The 18,007-nt window shown below is 72.3% G+C and carries 15 protein-coding genes; 2 read left to right on the top strand and 13 right to left on the bottom strand.

The window, feature by feature from the left end; genetic code table 11:
• The first annotated feature begins 8 nt into the window (after positions 1-8).
• Entirely contained in the window at positions 9-815 is an 807-nt protein-coding gene (locus AB3M81_RS00380) for a hypothetical protein (RefSeq protein WP_412901922.1), read from the top strand.
• Between the two features lie 86 nt (positions 816-901).
• On the opposite strand, the gene AB3M81_RS00375 is transcribed toward AB3M81_RS00380, so the two are convergent.
• The 7 genes from AB3M81_RS00375 to AB3M81_RS00345 form a co-directional block, all read right to left on the bottom strand.
• Positions 902-1,648 carry an enoyl-CoA hydratase-related protein gene (locus AB3M81_RS00375; protein WP_412901921.1) on the bottom strand — a complete coding sequence of 249 codons (747 nt, stop codon included), beginning with the start codon at positions 1,646-1,648 and terminating at the stop codon, positions 902-904.
• 129 nt (positions 1,649-1,777) lie between these two features.
• Positions 1,778-2,941, bottom strand: a complete 1,164-nt coding sequence (locus tag AB3M81_RS00370; RefSeq protein WP_412901920.1) for an acyl-CoA dehydrogenase family protein — start codon at positions 2,939-2,941, stop codon at positions 1,778-1,780.
• Complete coding sequence (locus AB3M81_RS00365; protein WP_412901919.1) at positions 2,938-4,845, bottom strand: acetyl/propionyl/methylcrotonyl-CoA carboxylase subunit alpha; 1,908 nt, start codon at positions 4,843-4,845, stop codon at positions 2,938-2,940. Before AB3M81_RS00365 ends, AB3M81_RS00370 begins: the two co-directional genes overlap by 4 nt.
• A gap of 145 nt (positions 4,846-4,990) precedes the next feature.
• The gene (locus tag AB3M81_RS00360) at positions 4,991-6,589 is read right to left on the bottom strand and encodes an acyl-CoA carboxylase subunit beta (protein ID WP_412901918.1); all 1,599 of its coding nucleotides are present in this window, start codon (positions 6,587-6,589) and stop codon (positions 4,991-4,993) included.
• Positions 6,586-7,629 (bottom strand): winged helix DNA-binding domain-containing protein, encoded by a 1,044-nt coding sequence (locus AB3M81_RS00355; protein WP_412901917.1) that lies wholly within the window; start codon positions 7,627-7,629, stop codon positions 6,586-6,588. The genes AB3M81_RS00360 and AB3M81_RS00355 overlap by 4 nt, the downstream gene beginning before the upstream one ends.
• 127 nt (positions 7,630-7,756) lie before the next feature.
• Entirely contained in the window at positions 7,757-8,914 is a 1,158-nt protein-coding gene (locus AB3M81_RS00350) for an acyl-CoA dehydrogenase family protein (protein WP_412901916.1), read from the bottom strand.
• Entirely contained in the window at positions 8,911-10,644 is a 1,734-nt protein-coding gene (locus AB3M81_RS00345; protein WP_412901915.1) for an acyclic terpene utilization AtuA family protein, read from the bottom strand. Before AB3M81_RS00345 ends, AB3M81_RS00350 begins: the two co-directional genes overlap by 4 nt.
• A gap of 106 nt (positions 10,645-10,750) precedes the next feature.
• Here AB3M81_RS00345 and AB3M81_RS00340 point away from each other — a divergent pair, with 106 nt between their 5' ends.
• Positions 10,751-11,143: a universal stress protein gene (locus AB3M81_RS00340; protein WP_412901914.1), complete on the top strand. Its 393-nt coding sequence runs from the start codon at positions 10,751-10,753 to the stop codon at positions 11,141-11,143.
• A 97-nt stretch (positions 11,144-11,240) separates the two neighbouring features.
• Here AB3M81_RS00340 and AB3M81_RS00335 read toward each other — a convergent pair whose 3' ends face one another.
• Genes AB3M81_RS00335 through AB3M81_RS00310 form a run of 6 tightly spaced genes read right to left on the bottom strand, consistent with a single transcriptional unit; the run spans position 11,241 to position 17,982 of the window.
• Positions 11,241-12,707 carry an NAD-dependent succinate-semialdehyde dehydrogenase gene (locus tag AB3M81_RS00335; protein WP_412901913.1) on the bottom strand — a complete coding sequence of 489 codons (1,467 nt, stop codon included), beginning with the start codon at positions 12,705-12,707 and terminating at the stop codon, positions 11,241-11,243.
• A complete protein-coding gene (locus AB3M81_RS00330; RefSeq protein WP_412901912.1) occupies positions 12,704-13,822 on the bottom strand; it encodes an alcohol dehydrogenase catalytic domain-containing protein in 1,119 nt (372 codons plus the stop codon). Before AB3M81_RS00330 ends, AB3M81_RS00335 begins: the two co-directional genes overlap by 4 nt.
• Before the next feature lie 14 nt (positions 13,823-13,836).
• Positions 13,837-14,601, bottom strand: a complete 765-nt coding sequence (locus AB3M81_RS00325) for an enoyl-CoA hydratase/isomerase family protein (RefSeq protein ID WP_412901911.1) — start codon at positions 14,599-14,601, stop codon at positions 13,837-13,839.
• Positions 14,601-15,650 (bottom strand): acyl-CoA dehydrogenase family protein, encoded by a 1,050-nt coding sequence (locus AB3M81_RS00320; RefSeq protein WP_412901910.1) that lies wholly within the window; start codon positions 15,648-15,650, stop codon positions 14,601-14,603. Before AB3M81_RS00320 ends, AB3M81_RS00325 begins: the two co-directional genes overlap by 1 nt.
• Positions 15,647-16,777, bottom strand: coding sequence for an acyl-CoA dehydrogenase family protein (locus tag AB3M81_RS00315; RefSeq protein ID WP_412901909.1), 1,131 nt, complete (start codon positions 16,775-16,777; stop codon positions 15,647-15,649). The genes AB3M81_RS00320 and AB3M81_RS00315 overlap by 4 nt, the downstream gene beginning before the upstream one ends.
• Positions 16,774-17,982: a CaiB/BaiF CoA transferase family protein gene (locus AB3M81_RS00310; protein WP_412901908.1), complete on the bottom strand. Its 1,209-nt coding sequence runs from the start codon at positions 17,980-17,982 to the stop codon at positions 16,774-16,776. Before AB3M81_RS00310 ends, AB3M81_RS00315 begins: the two co-directional genes overlap by 4 nt.
• Positions 17,983-18,007: the final 25 nt, after the last annotated feature.

Raw genomic sequence — 18,007 nt, 5'->3', positions numbered from 1 at the left:
ACCTCCCTATGAAGCTGCGCACCCTCGCGGTCGCGACGACCGTCGCGCTCATCGCCTCCCTCGCACCCACGACGGCCGAGGCCGCCCCGAAGCGCGCCTACCAGGTCTCGATCAAGATCTCGCGCACCCAGGCCGACGTCGGCCAGACCATCCGGATCGCCGGCAGGGTCGCGGGCCCCAAGGCCGCGAAGAAGCGCCTCGCGATCCAGCGCAAGGTCGGCAGCGGGAAGTGGCGCACGGTCAGGAAGGTCCGCACCACGTCGCGGGCCCGCTACTCCACGAAGGTCAAGGTCACCACCGCCGGACGGCAGTACTTCCGCGTCGTCGCACCCAAGTCCAGCAAGCGCCGCGCCGGGCACAGCAAAACCCGCGCGCTCACCGGCTTCCGCTGGCTCGACCTGACCCAGCAGCCGAGCATGACGCCCACCGGCCGAGGAGCCGTCCGCGGACCCGTCACGGTCGCCGGCCGGACCTACCCCAGCGCGCTCACGTACCGCTTCGCCGCCGACATGTTCGACGTGTCGTGGCGCTGCACCACCTTCAAGGCGACGGCCGCCGTGCCCGACGGTGAGACGACCCCGGCGACGCTGACGACGGTCGTGCTCAAGCGGTTCGCCGGCGACACCGAGCCGAAGGTCACCCCCACGCCGCTGGCACCGGGCCGCGCCCCGGTCCCGATCCGCGCCGACCTCACCGGCCAGCGGGTGCTCATGCTCCACCCCTCGACGAACTCCCCGGAGATGGCGACCGTCATCGCCCCGCGCGTGCGGTGCTCGATCAACGCGCTGCCGCTGCTGACCGTGCCCACGAGCTGACGCGCACCGGGGCGCGCGCCCTCCGGGTGACCAACGATGATGCATCCGGCCCCGCTGGGGCACCCGGATGCCTCATCGTTCGTCGGTCAGCGGCGGCGGGAGAGGAACGCGAGCATCGCCTCGCGGGCCTCGTCGCTGCCGAAGAGTCGCGCGGACTGCGCCGCGATCTCGGGCCCGAGCCGGTCGATGCGCTCCACCAGGTCGTGGTTGAGCAGCGCCTTCGTCTCGCGGAAGCCCTGCGGGTAGCCCTGCGCCAGCTCGGCCAGCACGCCCGCGAGCGCCTCGTCGAGCTGGTCGTCGGCCACGACCCGGGTGACGAGGCCGATCTCGGCCGCCTCGGCTGCGTCGAACGTGCGGCCCGTGAGGAAGACGTCCGAGGCGGCGCGCGGCGACAGGCGCGGCAGCAGCGAGAGGCTGATGACGGCCGGCGCGAGCGCGAGCCGCACCTCGGTCAGCGCGAACGTGACGGACTCCGCCGCGAGGACGAGGTCCGCCGCGCCGACCAGCCCGAGGCCGCCCGCGCGCACGGGACCGGCCAGCACGACCACGACCGGCTTGGCGCTGCTGGCGATCGAGCGCTGCAGGTCGACGAGCGTCTGCGCACCCTGCTCCATGCCGCCCTCGGCGGCCTCCGAGAGGTCGGCGCCCGAGCAGAACACCCGGTGCGCCGAGCGCAGCACGACGACCTTCGCGTCGGCGTCGGCCTCCGCCGTGGCCAGGTGGTCGCGCAGCTCGGTGACCAGCTGGCGGCTCAGCGCGTTGCGGTTGTGCTCGCTGTCGAGCGTGATCGTCGCGACGCCGTCCGCGACGTCGAGGTGAACCAGTTCTGTCATGGTGCTCCGTTCAGGTGACGGTGGTTTCGATACGCGGGCTCGTTCCTCGCCCGGCTACTCAACCACCGGAACCCGGCGGTCGAGTAGCTCTACGAGCGAAGCGAGGCGCGTATCGAGACCCCGGTTTGCTCAATACGACTTCGGCAGGCCGAGCGAGAACTGCGCCACGAAGTTGAGCGCCATCTGCTTGCTGACCGGGGCGATGTTCGACAGTCGCGACGAGGCCAGCGCCTGCACGAGACCGTACTCGTTGGCCAGGCCGTTGCCGCCGTGGGTCTGGATCGCCGTGTCGACCGCCCTGGCGGCCGCGTCGCCGGCGGCGACCTTGGCCATGTTGGCGGCCTCGCCGGCGCCCATGAGGTCGCCCGCGGCGTAGAGCGCGGCCGCCTTCTGGGTCAGCAGGCGGGCCATCTCGATGTCGATGTGCAGCTGCGCCAGCGGGTGCGCGATCGCCTGGTGGGCGCCGATCGGCTTGCCCCAGACGTCGCGCTCCTTGGCGTACGCGACGGCCTTGTTGAGCGCCCAGCGCGCCGTGCCCGTGCCCATCGAGGCGGCCATGATGCGCTCGGGGTTCAAGCCGGCGAAGAGCTGCTCGAGGCCGGCGTCCTCGCTGCCGACGAGCGCGTCCGCGGGCAGGCGGATGTCGTCGAAGAACAGCGTGAACTGCTTCTCGGGGCTCGTCAGGCCCATGTCGATCTCCTGGGCGTTGAAGCCCTCGGCGTCGGTCGGGACCATGAACAGCGCGGGCTTGAGCTTGCCGCTCTTCGCATCGGCGGTGCGACCGACGACCAGCACGTGGCTGGCCTCGTCGACGCCCGAGATGTACGTCTTGCCGCCCTTGAGGATCCAGCCGCCGTCCTCGGTCTTCGTCGCGTTCGTGACGAGGTTGTGCGAGTTCGACCCGGCGTCGGGCTCGGTGATGCTGAAGGCGTACGTGGCGGTGCCGTCGGCCAGGCCGGGCAGCCAGCGCTCCTTCTGCTCCTGCGTGCCGTACTGGGCGATGACCGTGCCGACGATCGCCGGCGAGACCACCATCAGCAGCAGCGGGCAGCCGGCGATCGCGAGCTCCTCGCACACCGCGGCGAGGTCGCCGATGTCGCCACCGCCGCCGCCGAACTCCTCCGGGATCGAGACGCCGAGGTAGCCGAGCTTGCCGGCCTCGGACCACAGCTCGGTCGTCTTGCGGCCCGAGTTGGCGGCGTCGTAGAAGTAGTGCTCGCCGTACTTGGCGCCCAGGGCCGCGACGGCCTTGCGCAGCTCGCGGCGCTCCTCGGACTCGGTGAACTGACTCATTCGGCTTCCTCCTCGATGACGGCGAGGACCGCACCGGCCTCGACCTGCTGACCGACGCTCACGGCGAGGCCGCTGACGACGCCGTCGGTGGGCGCCGAGATGGTGTGCTGCATCTTCATGGCCTCGAGGACGATGACCGCGTCGCCCTTCGAGACGCGATCGCCCTCGGCGACCTTGACGTCCGTGACCGCGGCCGGCATCGGTGCCAGCAGCGAGCCCTCGGCGACCACGTCGGCCGGGTCGACGAACCGCGGCACGGCCGTGAGGCTCACCGAGCCCTCGGGGCCGTCGACGTCGGCGCCGTCCTCGCGCAGGGCGACCGTGTAGCGGCGGGTGACGCCGTCGGCCTCCAGCAGGACCTGGACCGGGCCGGCGCCGGCGTCGATCGAGACGACCGTGATGCCGTCGACGACCAGGCGGCCGCCCTCGTGGCGGTACTGCACGGGCTCGAGGCCCTCGTACTCGCGCGACAGCGGCTGACTCGGCACGTTGCGGTAGCCGGCCGGGATCCGGCCCAGCACGGGTGAGGACGCGGCCGCGACGGTGGCCTCGGCGAGCGCCGCGGCGACGGGCGCGAGCGGGTCGATCGCGGTCGCCTTCAGCCACTGGTCGCCGTGCTCCTCGAGCATCGACGTCCACAGGTCGGCGTCCTGGACCTGCGGCGCCTCGAGGATCTGGCGCAGCGCCGACCGGTTGGTGGTGACGCCGTGAATGCGGGCGCGGCGCAGCGCGTCGACGAGGGCGCGGATCGCGGTCGTGCGGTCCGGTCCGTGCGCGATGACCTTGGCGATCATCGCGTCGTAGTGGATGCCGACCGTGCTGCCGACCTCGACGGCCGAGTCGACGCGGACGGTGTCCGGGAACTCGAAGGCGCGGATCGTGCCGGTCTGCGGCGCCCAGTCGTCCGACGGGTCCTCGGCGTACAGGCGAACCTCGACCGCGTGGCCCTGCGGCTCGCGGACCTCGCCTTCCAGCGGCTTGCCCTCGGCGATGAGGATCTGCGCGGCGACGAGGTCGATGCCGTGCACGAGCTCGGTCACCGGGTGCTCGACCTGCAGGCGGGTGTTCATCTCGAGGAAGAACACACGGTCGCCGTCGACCAGGAACTCGACCGTGCCGGCGCCCCGGTAGTCCACGGCCTCGGCGGCGGCGCGGGCCGCGGTGTGCAGCGTCGTGCGCGCGGTCTCGGAGAGGTTCGGCGCGGGCGCCTCCTCGACGACCTTCTGGTGACGACGCTGGATCGAGCAGTCGCGGTCGCCGACGGCCCACGTCGTGCCGTGCGTGTCGGCCAGGACCTGCACCTCGACGTGGCGGGCGCGCGGCAGGTAGGGCTCGACGAAGACCGTTCCGTCGCCGAACGCGGACGCCGCCTCGGCCCGCGCCTTCTCCAGCTCGCCCTCGAGGTCCGCGAGGCGCTCGACGACGCGCATGCCGCGACCGCCGCCACCCGCGCTGGCCTTGACCAGCAGCGGCAGGTCGGCGTCGCTCACGTTGCTCACGTCGACCGAGAGGATCGGGACGCCGGCGGCGGCCATGATCTCCTTGGCGCGGATCTTGCTGCCCATCTGGTCGATCGACTCCGGGCTGGGGCCGATCCACGTCAGGCCGGCCTTCTCGACCTCACGGGCGAAGTCGGCGTTCTCGGACAGGAAGCCGTAGCCGGGGTGGATCGCGTCGGCGCCGCTCCGGCGCGCCGCCTCGATCACGAGGTCGCCGCGCAGGTACGTCTCGGACGGCGCGCTGCCGGGCAGCCGGACCGACAGGTCGGCCTCGGCCACGAACGGCATGCCGGCGTCGGCGTCGGAGAACACCGCGACGGTCTCGATGCCGAGGTCACGGCACGTGCGGAACACGCGCCGTGCGATCTCGCCACGGTTGGCGACGAGGACCTTCTTGATGGTCATGCGAAAACTCCTTGGTAGGCCGTGGTCTCGATACGCCGCTCGCTGCGCTCGCGAGCTACTCGACCGCCGGGGTACTCGCTGATCGAGTGCCGGCGAGCGGAGCGAGACGGTGTATCGAGATCCCGTCCCTTCGGGTGGACCCGGCTCACAGGCGGAACACCCCGTAGCCCCGGGCGCCCTCGACGGGCGCGTTGGCGATGGCGGAGAGGCAGATGCCCAGGATCGTGCGGGTGTCGCGCGGGTCGATGACGCCGTCGTCGTAGCCCATGCCGCTCGTGAAGTACGCCAGCGACTGCTCCTCGATCTGCGCCTCGACGAGGTCCTTGATGCCCTGGAAGCCCTCGGCGTCGAACACCTGGCCCCTGGACTCGGCGGACTGCCGCGCCACGATCTCCATGACGCCGGCCAGCTGCGCCGGGCCCATGACCGCGGACTTCGCGCCGACCCAGCTGAACATGAAGCGCGGGTCGTACGCGCGGCCGCTCATGCCGTAGTGGCCCGCGCCGTACGACGCCCCCATGACGATCGAGATGTGCGGGACCTTGCTGTTCGAGACCGCGTTGATCATCTGCGCGCCGTGCTTGATGATGCCGCCCTGCTCGTACTCCGCGCCGACCATGTAGCCGGTCGTGTTGTGCAGGAACAGCAGCGGCGTGTCGACCTGGTTGGCCAGCTGGATGAACTGCGCCGCCTTCTGGGCCTCCTGACTGAACAGCACGCCCTGCGCGTTCGCGAGGATGCCGATCGGGTAGCCGTGCAGCTGCGCGAAGCCGGTGACGAGGCTCTGGCCGTACAGCGGCTTGAACTCGTCGAACTCGCTGCCGTCGACGAGGCGGGCGATGACCTCGCGCGGGTCGAACGGCACCTTGAGGTCGGTCGGGACGATGCCCAGCAGGTCCTCGGCCGGCAGCAGCGGCTCGCTGTACCGGGCCTTCGGCGTGGGGCCGGCCTTGCGCCAGTTGATGCGGCGCATGATCTGGCGGCCGAGGCGGATCGCGTCGCGCTCGTCGACGGCGAGGTAGTCGGCCAGGCCCGACGTCTTCGCGTGCATCTGCGCGCCGCCGAGCGACTCGTCGTCGGACTCCTCGCCCGTGGCCATCTTCACCAGCGGCGGGCCGCCGAGGAAGACCTTCGCTCCCCCGTCGACCATGACGACGTAGTCGCTCATGCCGGGCACGTACGCACCGCCGGCGGTCGAGTTGCCGAACACGAGGGCGACCGTGGGGCGGCGGTCCTCGCTGGCCTGCGTGATGTTGCGGAAGCTCGCGCCGCCGGGGATGAAGATGTCCTTCTGCGTCGGCAGGTCGGCGCCGCCGGACTCGACGAGGTTGATCGTGGGCAGCCGGTTCTCGGCCGCGATCTGCGCCGCGCGGAAGCCCTTCTTGACCGTGACCGGGTTGGACGAGCCGCCCTTCACGGTCGGGTCGTTGGCGATGACCATGCACTCGACGCCCTCGACCACGCCGATGCCGGTGATGATCGAGCCGCCGACGGTGAAGTCGGTGCCCCAGCCCGCCAGCGCGCCCAGCTCCAGGAACGGGGTGTCGGGGTCGAGCAGCAGCTCGATGCGCTCGCGCGCGGTGAGCTTGCCGCGGGCGTGGTGGCGGTCGACGTACTTCTGGCCGCCGCCGGCGAGCGCCTTGGCGTGCTGCTCGGCGAGGTCGGCGACGCGCTCGAGCATCGCCTCCCGGTTCTGGGTGTAGGTCGCCGACGTGGGGTCGACGGCGGTCCGGGCTGCACTCATGGGGCGTCCTTCCACTGCAGGTCTACGGGGATGTCGAGGTGGTCGACGAACGCGGCGGCATCGGCCTCGACGCGCTCGCGGTCGGTGGGCGAGAGCTCCCGCGCGGGGACGATCTCGACCGTGGCCGGGTCGGCCTTGCGGGCGGGCTTGCGGCGACGCCACGTGCCGGCGACGCGGCCGTCGAGCAGGACGAGGTTCCCGCCCCAGACGTCGATCGTGCCGCCGGAGCCGAGCGGGACCTCGTACATCGAGCGGTCCTGGTACGCGATGACGAGCTCGTCGTAGAGGCCCAGCAGGAACGCGGTGTCGTCGGAGGTGGCGGGCGTGACCTCGTCGGGCTCGACCTGCTCGAACCCCCGCTTGGCGTCCGTGACGGTCAGCCCGGCCCACCACGCGAAGTCGTGGGCGGTCGCGGGCGCGTGGCCGGCGAGGTACGTCGCGGCGAGCCGCACAAGCGCCTCGTCGCGGTCGAGCTCGACGGTCGGGATGCGCGCGGCATACGGGACGAACGTGTCCCAGTTGCCACGGCGCGGGCCCGTCGTGACGACCTTGTCGAGCTCGGCGCTGAACGTGACGTGGCCGAGCGCCTGCCCCTTGAGGTCCACGCCCCGCTCGCGCAGCGCGTCGCCGACCTCCTTGCGCGTGACCGGGCCGTCCGCGGCCTCGACGATCTCGCCGACGAGGCCGACGAGCCGGTCGCGGTCCTCGAGCAGTCCGGTCGCGCGCAGCTGCGGTCGCATCTGCGCGCGGATCCGGTCGGCGGTCAGGTCGAGCATCCAGTCGAGGTCCTGGGTCCGCACGACGTGCCACGTCGGGCGCAGCACGTGGTGGCGCACGAGCGCGCCGCCGGCGATCTCCGCGGCGATGGCGTCACGCGCGGGACGGTCCTTCGTGCGCCGCGCGAGCGCCCACAGCGAGTCCTCGAACTCCTGGAACTGCACGGCGCCGAGCGTCCCGACACACGACACGAGGTCGGGGAACGGCTCGCCGAGCAGCCGCTGGCGGGCCATGCGCTCGCCGCGGAGCCGGTCGGGCGTCATCCGACGAGCCTCGTGGTCTCGACACACCGTCTCGCTGCGCTCGCCGGCACTCGACCACCGGACCCGTCGATCGAGTAGCTCACGAGCGAAGCGAGGGGCGTATCGAGATCACGCTGGACGTCCACGGTCAGTACCCCAGCAGCTTCGCCGCGAGGTCCTTCATGACCTCGGTCGCGCCGCCGCCGATGCCCAGGATGCGGGCGTCGCGGTAGTGGCGGTCGATCTCGGACTCGCGCATGTAGCCCATGCCGCCGAAGACCTGCACGGCCTCGCTCACCACGAACTCGGCGCAGGCGACGGCGACGTTCTTGGCGACGACGGCGTCGAGGATCAGCCTCGGGTCGGACTTGTCGGTCTCGAGCGAGCGCTCCACGACCTCGTGCGTGAGCGCGCGCGCCGCCGCCGTGCGCGAGTGCATCTCGACCAGCTTGTGGCGGATGACCTGGCGCGCGATGAGCGGCTTGCCGAACGTCTCGCGCTCGCGGGCGTACGCCGCAGCGAGGTCGAGGCTGCGCTGGGCCGTCGCGTGCGCCTGCGTCGCGAGGTTGATGCGCTCGCTCACGAACTGCTGCGCGATGTAGTAGAAGCCCGCGTTCTCCTCGCCGACGAGGTTTTCGACGGGGACCCGGACGTCCTCGAAGGAGAGCTCGGCCGTGTCGGAGCAGTGCCAGCCCATCTTGCGCAGGCTGCGGCCCACCGTGAAGCCGGGCGTGTCCTTGTCGATGACGAGCAGGCTGATGCCGCCGTGACCGGCGTCGCCCGTGCGGACCGCGGTGGTCACGAAGTCCGCGCGGACGCCGCTCGTGATGAACGTCTTGGCGCCGTTGACGACGTAGTGGTCGCCGTCGCGGACCGCGCGGGTCGAGATGTTGGCGACGTCCGAGCCGCCGCCGGGCTCGGTCACGCCGAGCGAGCCGATCATCTCGCCGGCCAGCGTCGGGCGGACGTAGCGGTCGATCAGGTCGGCGTTGCCCGAGTCGATGATGTGGGGAGTCGAGATCGAGTGGGTGAACAGGCTGGCCTGCAGGCCGCTGCTGCCGCCCGCGTGGAGCATCGCCTCGGCCGCGATGCACGCGTCGACCAGGTCACCGCCGTCGCCGCCCACCTCCTCGGGGAAGCCGATGGCCAGGAAGCCGGCCTTCGCGGTCTGGCGGTGCAGGTCGCGCGGGAGCTCGCCGTCGTCCTCCCACTGCGGCAGGCGCGGCGCGATCTCGGTGCGGGTGTAGTCCTCGACCGCCGTCCGCAGGGCCTGCCGCTCGGGGGTGGTCCAGATGTCGGTGGTCATGCGAGCAGCTCCTCGGGGATGGCGACGATGCGGGCGCGGAGCCACTCGCCGACGGCCTTGGCCTGGGGGTCGAAGCGGGTGGACGAGGCGACGCCCTCGCCGAGCAGCCCGTGCAGCAGCACGTTGACGCCGGCGAGGTTCGGCAGCGGGTGGACCTCGACCTCGAGGTCGGCGGCCTCGGGCAGCAGCTGCTTGATCCGGTCGGGGGTCAGGAATCCCGCGAGCCACGCGGCGGCCTCGTCGCGCCGCGGGTGGGTCGCGGGGATCCACACGCCGACGTTCGCGTTGCCGCCCTTGTCGCCCGAGCGCGCGTGGACGAGGCGGCCGAGCGGGACCTCCCGGCAACTTTCGGAACGGGATCCACGTGCGTCGTCCACCGAAGCGTTCATCCCGTTCCAGAAGTCGTCCGTGGGCGCGTCGGCGGTCACCTTCGGCGGGTCGATCTCGGTCCGCGAGCCGTCGGCGTGGACGACGACGTGCGGCACCTCGGCCTGGGGGACGTAGGCCGCGCGGTAGAGGCCGTACGGTGCGCCGCGCCCGGGCGGCGCGGTCATCGTGAAGCCGGGGTACGACGCGAGACCCACCTCGACCGCGGCGCCGCTGAACGCGCGACCCACCTTGGCCTGGTCGGCGTCCTTGACGTGACAGCGCAGCAGCGCCGCCGCCTGCGGCTGGGTCTCCGGGTCCTCACGGTCGGTGCGCACGAGGTCCCACGCGATCTCGGCCGGCGGGCTCGCCGCCAGCGCCTCCTCGATCTGTCGGCGCACCCACGCCGCCTTCTCCTCGATGTCGAGTCCGGTCAGCACGAACTCGACGCTGTTGCGGAAGCCGCCGAACGCGTTGAGGCAGACCTTCGTGGAGGCCGGTGGCGCGCTGCCGCGCACGCCCGAGATGCGCACGCGGTCGTCGCCGTCGGCGGCGAGCTCGATCGACGTCAGGTCGACCACGACGTCGGGGTTGAGGTAGCGCTGGTCCTGGATCTCGTAGACCAGCTGCGCCGTGACGGTGTCGACCGTCACCGCGCCGCCGGTGCCCTCGTGCTTGGTGATGACGACGGTGCCGTCCTCGGCGATCTCCGCGAGCGGGAAGCCGAGCGGGCGCGACGTGTCGATGTCGCGGAAGCCGCTGAAGTTGCCGCCCGTCGCCTGCGCGCCGCACTCGATGACGTGACCCGCCACGACGGCGCCGGCGAGGCGGTCGAAGTCCTCACGTCCCCAGCCGAACTCGGCGATGGCCGGACCCAGGACGACCGACGCGTCCGTCACCCGGCCGGTCACCACGATGTCCGCTCCGGCCCGCAGCGCCTCCGCGATCCCGAAGGCGCCGAGGTAGGCGTTGGCCGTGATCGCGTCGCCGAAGCCGAGCTCGGCCGAGCGTGCCATGAGGTCGTCGCCCTCGACGTGCGCGACCACCACGTCGACGCCCTGCTCCGCGGCCGCCTCTCGCAGCGCCGCGGCCAGGCCCGCGGGGTTGAGGCCGCCCGCGTTGGCGACGATCCGGACGCCGCGCTCCTTCGCCAGCGCGAGGTTCTCGGTGACCTGACGCAGGAACGTCTTGGCGTACCCGAGGTCGGCGCTCTTCATCCGGTCACGGCCGAGGATCAGCATCGTGAGCTCGGCCAGGTAGTCGCCGGTCAGGTAGTCGAGCTCGCCGCCCTCGAGCATCTCGCGCATCGCCGAGAAGCGGTCGCCGTAGAAGCCGGAGCAGTTGCCCACACGCAGAGTTCGCACGGGTCGAGTCTGGGCCCGATTCCAGAAACAGTCAAGACTGTTTGTTTTTCTTTCTTGGCCGACGAACAGTACACCGAATATGCATACATATCGGTATACTCAGGCCATGACCGTCCTGCTGTCCTACACGCCCACTCCCGCCGGCGCGGCCGCCGTGCCCGCCGCCATCCGCCAGGCGCAGCTGCGCGAGACCCCGCTGGTGGTGCTGAACGTCCAGCGCGGCGGTGCGCTCGTGGAGGCCAACGCCGCGCCCGAGGCCGAACTCGAGGAGATCGTCCGTCAGGCCGCCGCCACGGGTGTCGAGGCGTCCGTCCAGCAGATCGAGAGCTCCGACGTCGCCGAAGGCGTGCTTCAGGCGGTCAGCGCGCACGACACCGAGGTGCTCGTGATCGGCCTGCGCCACCGCTCCCCCGTCGGCAAGCTGCTCCTCGGCAGCATCGCCCAGCGCCTCATCCTCGATGCGCCGTGCGAGGTGCTGGCGGTCAAGCCCTCCGAGTGAGGCCGGCAGCGCCGACTGAACACGGTTTCCTGTCACTTCACGGGGATCGCAACCCTCGTGAAGTGACAGGAAACCTACTTAACCGGGGAAACCGTCGTCAGTGGGCCAGGCCGACGTACTGGTACTCGAGGTACTCGTCGATGCCCTCGCGGCCGCCCTCGCGGCCCAGACCCGACTCCTTGACGCCGCCGAAGGGTGCACCCGGGTCGGAGACGACGCCGGTGTTGACGCCGACCATCCCGAACTGCAGGCGCGGCACGAACCGCATCGTCCGGTCGAGGTCGCGCGTGTAGACGTAGCCGACCAGGCCGTAGGGAGTCTCGTTCGCGAGCGCGACGGCCTCGTCCTCGGTGGTGAACGTCTGGACCGGCGCGACGGGACCGAAGATCTCCTCGGTGACGACACGCGAGCCCGGGAGGACGCCGTCGATCACGGTCGCCGGGTAGAAGTGGCCGGGGCCGGACGGCAGCTCGCCACCGACGACCACGCGCGCACCGCGCTCCACGGCGTCCTCGACGAGCGAGTGCACGCGCTCGCGGCTGCGCTCGTCGATGAGCGGACCGAGGTCCGTGCCCTCCTGCGTGCCGGCGCCGACGCGCAGGGCACCCATCGCGACACCGAAGCGAGCGACAAACTCCTCGCGGACGGACTCGTGCACGAGGAAGCGGTTGGCGGCCGTGCAGGCCTCGCCGATGTTGCGGGTCTTGGCGGCGATCGCGCCCTCGACGGCGGCGTCGAGATCGGCGTCCTCGAAGACGACGAACGGCGCGCTGCCGCCCAGCTCCATCGAGCAGCGCAGGACGCCCTCGGCGGCCTGGGCCAGCAGCATCTTGCCGACCGGCGTGGAGCCGGTGAACGAGAGCTTGCGCAGGCGCGGGTCGGACAGCAGGTGCCCGGTGGCACCGCCCGGATCGGTCGTCGTGACGACGTTGACGACGCCGGCGGGCAGGCCGACCTCCTCGAGGACCTTCGCGAGCGCGAGGGTCGTGAGCGGTGTCAGCTCGGCCGGCTTCACGACGGCCGTGCAGCCGGCCGCGAGCGCGGGACCGATCTTGCGCGTCGCCATCGCGAGCGGGAAGTTCCACGGCGTGATGAGCAGCGACGGACCGACGGGACGGCGGTCGACCATCATCCGCAGGCGGCCGTTCGGCAGCGTGCCGAAGCGGCCGTCGATGCGCACGGCCTCCTCGGCGAACCAGCGCAGGAACTCGCCGCCGTACGCGACCTCGCCGCGGGCCTCGGCGAGCGACTTGCCCATCTCGGCCGTGATGAGGCGCGCGAACGCCTCGGTGTTCGCGACGACGGCGTCGTACGCGGCCATGAGCAGGCGCGAGCGCTCGCGCGGCGGGACCTGCGACCAGGCCTCCTGCGCGGCGTCGGCGGCGGCGAGCGCGGCCGAGCCCTCGGCGGCGGAGCTGTCGGCCACGGAGGTGATCGCCTCGCCGGTCGCCGGATCGAAGACGGTGAAGCGCTTGCCGTCCGCCGCCTCGGTCCAGGCGCCGTAGATGTACGCGTCGCCGGGCTTGCCGGCCAGCAGGTCCTCGATGAAGGCGTCGACGCTCACGCGGCACCGTCCTCGAACGTGATGACCTGGCGCAGCTCGCTGCCGTCGGCCAGCTGGTCCATGGCGCGGTTGATGTCCTCGAGCGCGATGGACGAGCTGATGAGGCCCTCGAGCGGCAGCTTGCCCGCGCGCCACAGCTCCACGAACAGCGGGATGTCGCGCTTCGGGACGGCCGAGCCGAGGTAGCTGCCGACGACCGTGCGGCCCTCGGCGACGAGGGACAGCGGCGAGAGCTCGATCGTGTCGTCCGGCGTGGGCAGGCCGACCGTGATGGTGGAGCCGCCGGGAGCCGTCAGCGCGATCGCCGCGGCGAACACGGAGCCGCGGCCGACGGCCTCGATGACCTTGTCGGCCTTGAAGCCGCGCTCGACGGCCTCCTGCGGGGTCATGACCTCGTGCACGCCCTGGGCCTTCGCGGCCTCGAGCTTGTGCGGCAGCGGGTCGATGCCGACGACGTGGACGCCCTCGAACGCCAGCGCCGTGAGCGCGGCGGCCAGGCCGACGCCGCCGAGGCCGACGACCGCGAGGGTCGAGCCGGGCTTGGGCTTGGCGACGTTGAGGACGGCGCCGCCGCCGGTCAGCACGGCGCAGCCGAGGACGGCCGCGATGTGCGGCGGGACGTCGTCGTCGACGGGGACGAGCGAGCGGTGGTCCACGACGGCGTGGGTCGCGAAGCCCGAGACGCCGAGGTGGTGCGCCACGGGCGAGTCGCCGTCGGTCAGGCGGCCGCCACCGCCCAGCAGCTCGCCCGCGCCGTTCGAGACGGAGCCGGGCTGGCACGGCGCGAGGCCGTCGGTGGCACAGCCGGCACAGTCGCCGCAGCGCGGCAGGAACGTCATGACGACGCGCTGGCCGACGGCGAGGTCGGAGACCTCGGAGCCGACCTCGACGACGCGGCCCGCGGCCTCGTGGCCGAGCAGCATCGGCACGGGGCGCGGCCGGTTGCCGTCCACCACCGACAGGTCCGAGTGGCACACGCCGGCGGCCTCGACCTTCACCAGGACCTCGGTGGGGCCGGGCGCCGCCAGCTCGAGGTCGGTCACGCGCAACGGCTGCGACGCGGTGAACGGGGCGGGGTCGCCGATGCGGTCGAGCACGGCTCCTCGGATCTGCATGGTGGTCCTCTCAGTCAGCGTCCGGTGAACTCCGGATCGCGGCGCGCCAGGTTGGCCGCGATGCCCTCCGAGCAGTCGTCGGTCTGCCAGAGCCAGGTCTGCTCGCCGATCTCGTGCTCGAGGACGGCCTTGACCTCCTCGGCCAGGCCCCCGCGCAGCGTGGCACGGATCGAGCGCACCGCCAAGGGTGCCCGAGAGGCGAGACGGTGCGCAAAGGCGAACGCCGACTCGCGGACCTCGCCGTCGGCGGCGATCTCGTCGGCCAGGCCGATCTCGAGCGCCTGCTCGCCGGTGAGGCGCCACGACTCCAGCAGCATGCGCGAGGCGCGCTGGTGGCCGACGATGCGCGGCAGCGAGACGCTCAGCCCGAAGCCCTGGTGGAAGCCCAGCGCCGAGAAGTTCGCGTGGAAGCGGGTGGAGGGCGCGGCGACGCGGAAGTCGGCCGCGCACGCGAGGCCGAGGCCGCCGCCCACGGCGGAGCCCTGGACGGCCGCGACGATCGGGATCGGCACCTCGAAGATGCGCGCCGCCGCGGCGTAGACGCGGCGCGTGGAGGCCACCCGGTCGTCGGCCATCGGGCCCGAGCCGAAGTTGGCGCCGGCGCAGAAGTGCTTGCCGTTCGAGGCCAGCACGATCGCGCGGCTGCCCTCCTCGGCGGCGGCGATGCCGGCGTCGGCGATCCCCGTCAGCACCTCGACGTCGAAGTAGTTCGTCGGCGGGCGGTCGACCTCGATCAGGGTGACGTGGCCGTCGCGGGAGACGTTCAGTCCGTCGGTCATCAGGCGGGGATTCCTTCGTCGTGGTGGCGGGAGACGAGCTTGGACAGGGCGGGCGCGGCCAGCGCCCAGTCGCCGACCACGCGCTCGGCGGCGGGCTGGGCGGTCCAGCGCTGGCGCCACGCGTGGACGCGGCGCGTGAGGAACTGCAGCGGGTACTCGCGCGTCATGCCGATCGCGCCGTGCGCCTGGTGCGCCGCGGCGGCACCGGCGACGGCGTTCTGCGTGGTGACCACGGTCGTGGCGGCCACCTCGAACTCGCCGGAGCCGGCCTCGAGGGCCAGGACCGCGCGGTCGACCGAGAGCAGCGACATCGACGCGGCCTGCGCGAGCGTCACCGTGTGGACCTGCACGGCCTGGAAGGAGCCGACGGGCTTGCCGAACTGGTGGCGCTCGGCGACGTAGCCGCGGGTCAGCTCCTCCATCGCGTCGGTGAGCGCGGCGAGCTGGGCGCAGCGCAGCAGCTCGGCGCGGCGGCGGACCTCCTCGGCCGGAACCGGCAGGGGGAAGATCCGCACGGTCGTGCCGGGCCCCGGCACGACCGTGGGCACGGGGATGCCGGCCAGGTCGGTGCCCGGCTCGACGTCGTAGGAGTCGCGGTCCAGCACGACGACCACGTCGCGGTCGTCCTCGCGGGCGAGGGCGACGACGGCGAGAGCGTCGGCGGCCCAGGCGACCTCCTCGATGGCTCCGACGGCGCCGTTCGAGACCGTGATCTCGTCCCGCAGACCGGCCACGGTGAGCGGGCCGCCGATCCGGTCGGCGCCGACGAGGCCCAGCAGCCAGGCGGCGAGGTGGTGCTCCACGAGCGGCAACGGGGTGGCGCGGCGAGCGGCCTCCTCGACCATCGCGACGGTGTCGGCGAGTGAGCCGCCCACGCCGCCGTGCTCCTCGGCGATGCCGATCCAGGGGATCTCGACGGACTCGGCGCGCGCCCACAGGTCGGCGGGCAGGGCGCCGGCGCGCTCGGCCGCGTCGACGACGTCGGGCGTCACCTCGGACGCGAAGAAGTCCTGCAGCAGGTCCAGCAGGTCGGGGTCGACGGTGCTCACTGGTTCCTCAGTCCCTTCGAGATGACCGAGCGGAGAATCTCGTTCGTGCCGCCGCGGATCGTCCACGACGGGTTGACCTGCACGGCGGTGGCGAGCAGGCGTTCGTACGGGTCGTCGCTGTCCGGGCGCGGCGGGCGGCCGAGGTACCGGACCATCGTGTCGACGCACTGCTGCTCGAACCGGGTGGCCATCTCCTTGATCAGGGCGGCCTCGGTGACGGGCGACTTGCCGGCGTCGACCATGCGGGCGACCGAGAGCGACATCCCGCGCAGAGCCCAGGCCTTGGCGGTGATCGTGCCGAGCTCGGTGGCGGCGGACGCCGAGGCGCCCTGCGCCTCGCGGCGCGCCCAGCGCTCCAGCAGCGGCATCGCGGTCATCCAGCGGTCGACGCCGCCGCGCTCGAGGGCGAGCTCGCCGGTGTTCTGCGACCAGCCGGCGCCCACGGCGCCGAGGCGGCGGTCGTCGGGGATGACGACGTCGACGAACGACAGCTCGCAGAAGTCCTTCGTGCCGTCGATGAACTCGATCGGCGAGACCGTCAGGCCGGGCGTGTGCCGGTCGATGATGAACTGCGTGAGGCCGTGGTGACGGTCCTCGGAGGTGCGCAGCAGCGCCACGATGTGGGTGGCGGTGTAGGCGCCCGTGGTCCAGATCTTGGTGCCGTTGATGCGCCAGCCGCCGTCCACCTGCTCGGCGCGCGTGCGCACCGAGGCCAGGTCGGAGCCGGAGTCCGGCTCGCTCATGCCGATCGAGAAGGAGAACTCGCCCGCGGCGATGCCGGGCAGGAGCTCCTTCTTCTGCTGCTCGGTGCCGTTGGCGTTGATGCCCGGGCCGAACTGGCGGTCGGCGATCCAGTGGTAGCCGACCGGGGCGCCGCGGGCGAGCAGCTCCTCGACGACGATGAGACGGTCGACCGCGGTGCGGCCGTGTCCGCCGTACTCCTTCGGCAGCGACATGCCGATCCAGCCCTGCGAGCCGAGGTCCTTGGAGAACTCGGGATCGATCGCGCCGGCCATGCCCAGGCCGAGCGGGTACGAGCCCTCGGGCAGGCGCTCGTCGAGCCAGTCAGAGACCTCCTGCTTGAGCGCGAGCTCCTCGGGAGTCAGGACGGTGGGTGTCAGTCTCATGCGAGCTCCCTCGCGGTCTCGGCGTGCGCGACGCCCTCGGGATGGGTCACCGTCGGCGTGACGAGCTCGACGAGGACCTCGTCGGTGTGCTCGCCGATCAGCGGGGCGGGCCGGCGGACGCTGCCGGGCGTCCTCGAGAAGTTCGCCAGCTGCGGGATGACGCGGTACGCGCCGGCGGCCGGGTGCTCGGCCAGGTCGAGCTCGTCGACGAGGTCCTGCAGCGACGCGACGTGCGTGGCCGGGATGCCCTCGGTGCGGCAGAACTCGAGCCACTCCTCGGTGGTGCGCTGCGGCGCGACCTTGCGGACGTCGCGGTACAGCGAGTCGGAGTGGATCAGCGTGGCCCGCTGGTCGACGTAGCGCGGGTCGGACTCGGCGCCCTCGACGCCGGCGGCGGCGAACAGGCGCGCGTAGTGCCGCGGCAGGTACGGGAAGAGGTGGACGAGGCCGTCCTTCGTGGGGTGCGGGCGGCGCTCGGGCGACAGCACGCGCGGGTAGCCCGAGGCGGGGCGGCCCTCGATGTTGACCGGCGGCTCGGAGATCGCGCCGCTGCCGTGCTCGGCCAGCATGAACGCGGCCGTGGCCTGCTGCATCGGAACCTCGACGTGCTGGCCCTCGCCCGTGCGCTCGCGGTGGAACAGGGCCGCGACGATGGCCTGCGCCATGACGAGGCCGCAGACCTTGTCGGCGAAGATCGTGGGCAGCAGCGAGGGCTCGCCCGTGACGCGCTGGACCATGTCGGCGACGCCGCTGGCGGCCTGGATGATGTCGTCGTAGGCGGGCTCGCCGGCGCGGTCGCTGGCGAGCGGGAAGCCCTGCGCCTGGCAGTAGACCAGGTCGGGGCGCAGCTGCTTGAGCGAGTCGTAGTCGAGGCCGAGGCGCGTCAGCACCTGCGGGCGCATCGTGGCGACGACGACGTCGCACTGCGGGACGAGCGCGCGGATGATCTCGCGGCCCTCGTCGGACTTGAGGTCGACGTCGATGGAGCGCTTGTTGCGCAGCAGGTTCAGCGCGATGCCCGAGAGCTCGGGGTGGGGGCCGGGGCCCATGACGCGGTTGGTGTCACCGCCCGGCGCCTCGACGAGGATCACGTCCGCGCCCTGGTCGGCGAGGACCTGCGTGGCCAGCGGGCCCATGACGACGCGCGTCAGGTCCAGGACACGGATTCCCTCCAGGGGTCCCCCGGTGCGCGGCTGGTCAGCCATGGCGCTCCCTTTCGGTCGGTGCAAG

The sequence above is a fragment of the Aeromicrobium jepli genome, assembly GCF_047246605.1.
Classification (GTDB): domain Bacteria; phylum Actinomycetota; class Actinomycetes; order Propionibacteriales; family Nocardioidaceae; genus Aeromicrobium.
The sequence above is the reverse complement of the archived record's forward strand: the minus strand, read 5'-3'. Positions and strand labels throughout refer to the sequence as shown.

What these genes read in the sequence shown, in the direction of transcription:
- AB3M81_RS00380 (WP_412901922.1), top strand. Translation starts at nt 9, where the DNA reads ATGAAGCTGCGCACCCTCGCGGTCGCGACGACCGTCGCGCTCATCGCC.
- AB3M81_RS00375 (WP_412901921.1), bottom strand. Translation starts at nt 1,648, where the DNA reads ATGACAGAACTGGTTCACCTCGACGTCGCGGACGGCGTCGCGACGATC.
- AB3M81_RS00370 (WP_412901920.1), bottom strand. Translation starts at nt 2,941, where the DNA reads ATGAGTCAGTTCACCGAGTCCGAGGAGCGCCGCGAGCTGCGCAAGGCC.
- AB3M81_RS00365 (WP_412901919.1), bottom strand. Translation starts at nt 4,845, where the DNA reads ATGACCATCAAGAAGGTCCTCGTCGCCAACCGTGGCGAGATCGCACGG.
- AB3M81_RS00360 (WP_412901918.1), bottom strand. Translation starts at nt 6,589, where the DNA reads ATGAGTGCAGCCCGGACCGCCGTCGACCCCACGTCGGCGACCTACACC.
- AB3M81_RS00355 (WP_412901917.1), bottom strand. Translation starts at nt 7,629, where the DNA reads ATGACGCCCGACCGGCTCCGCGGCGAGCGCATGGCCCGCCAGCGGCTG.
- AB3M81_RS00350 (WP_412901916.1), bottom strand. Translation starts at nt 8,914, where the DNA reads ATGACCACCGACATCTGGACCACCCCCGAGCGGCAGGCCCTGCGGACG.
- AB3M81_RS00340 (WP_412901914.1), top strand. Translation starts at nt 10,751, where the DNA reads ATGACCGTCCTGCTGTCCTACACGCCCACTCCCGCCGGCGCGGCCGCC.
- AB3M81_RS00330 (WP_412901912.1), bottom strand. Translation starts at nt 13,822, where the DNA reads ATGCAGATCCGAGGAGCCGTGCTCGACCGCATCGGCGACCCCGCCCCG.
- AB3M81_RS00325 (WP_412901911.1), bottom strand. Translation starts at nt 14,601, where the DNA reads ATGACCGACGGACTGAACGTCTCCCGCGACGGCCACGTCACCCTGATC.
- AB3M81_RS00315 (WP_412901909.1), bottom strand. Translation starts at nt 16,777, where the DNA reads ATGAGACTGACACCCACCGTCCTGACTCCCGAGGAGCTCGCGCTCAAG.
- AB3M81_RS00310 (WP_412901908.1), bottom strand. Translation starts at nt 17,982, where the DNA reads ATGGCTGACCAGCCGCGCACCGGGGGACCCCTGGAGGGAATCCGTGTC.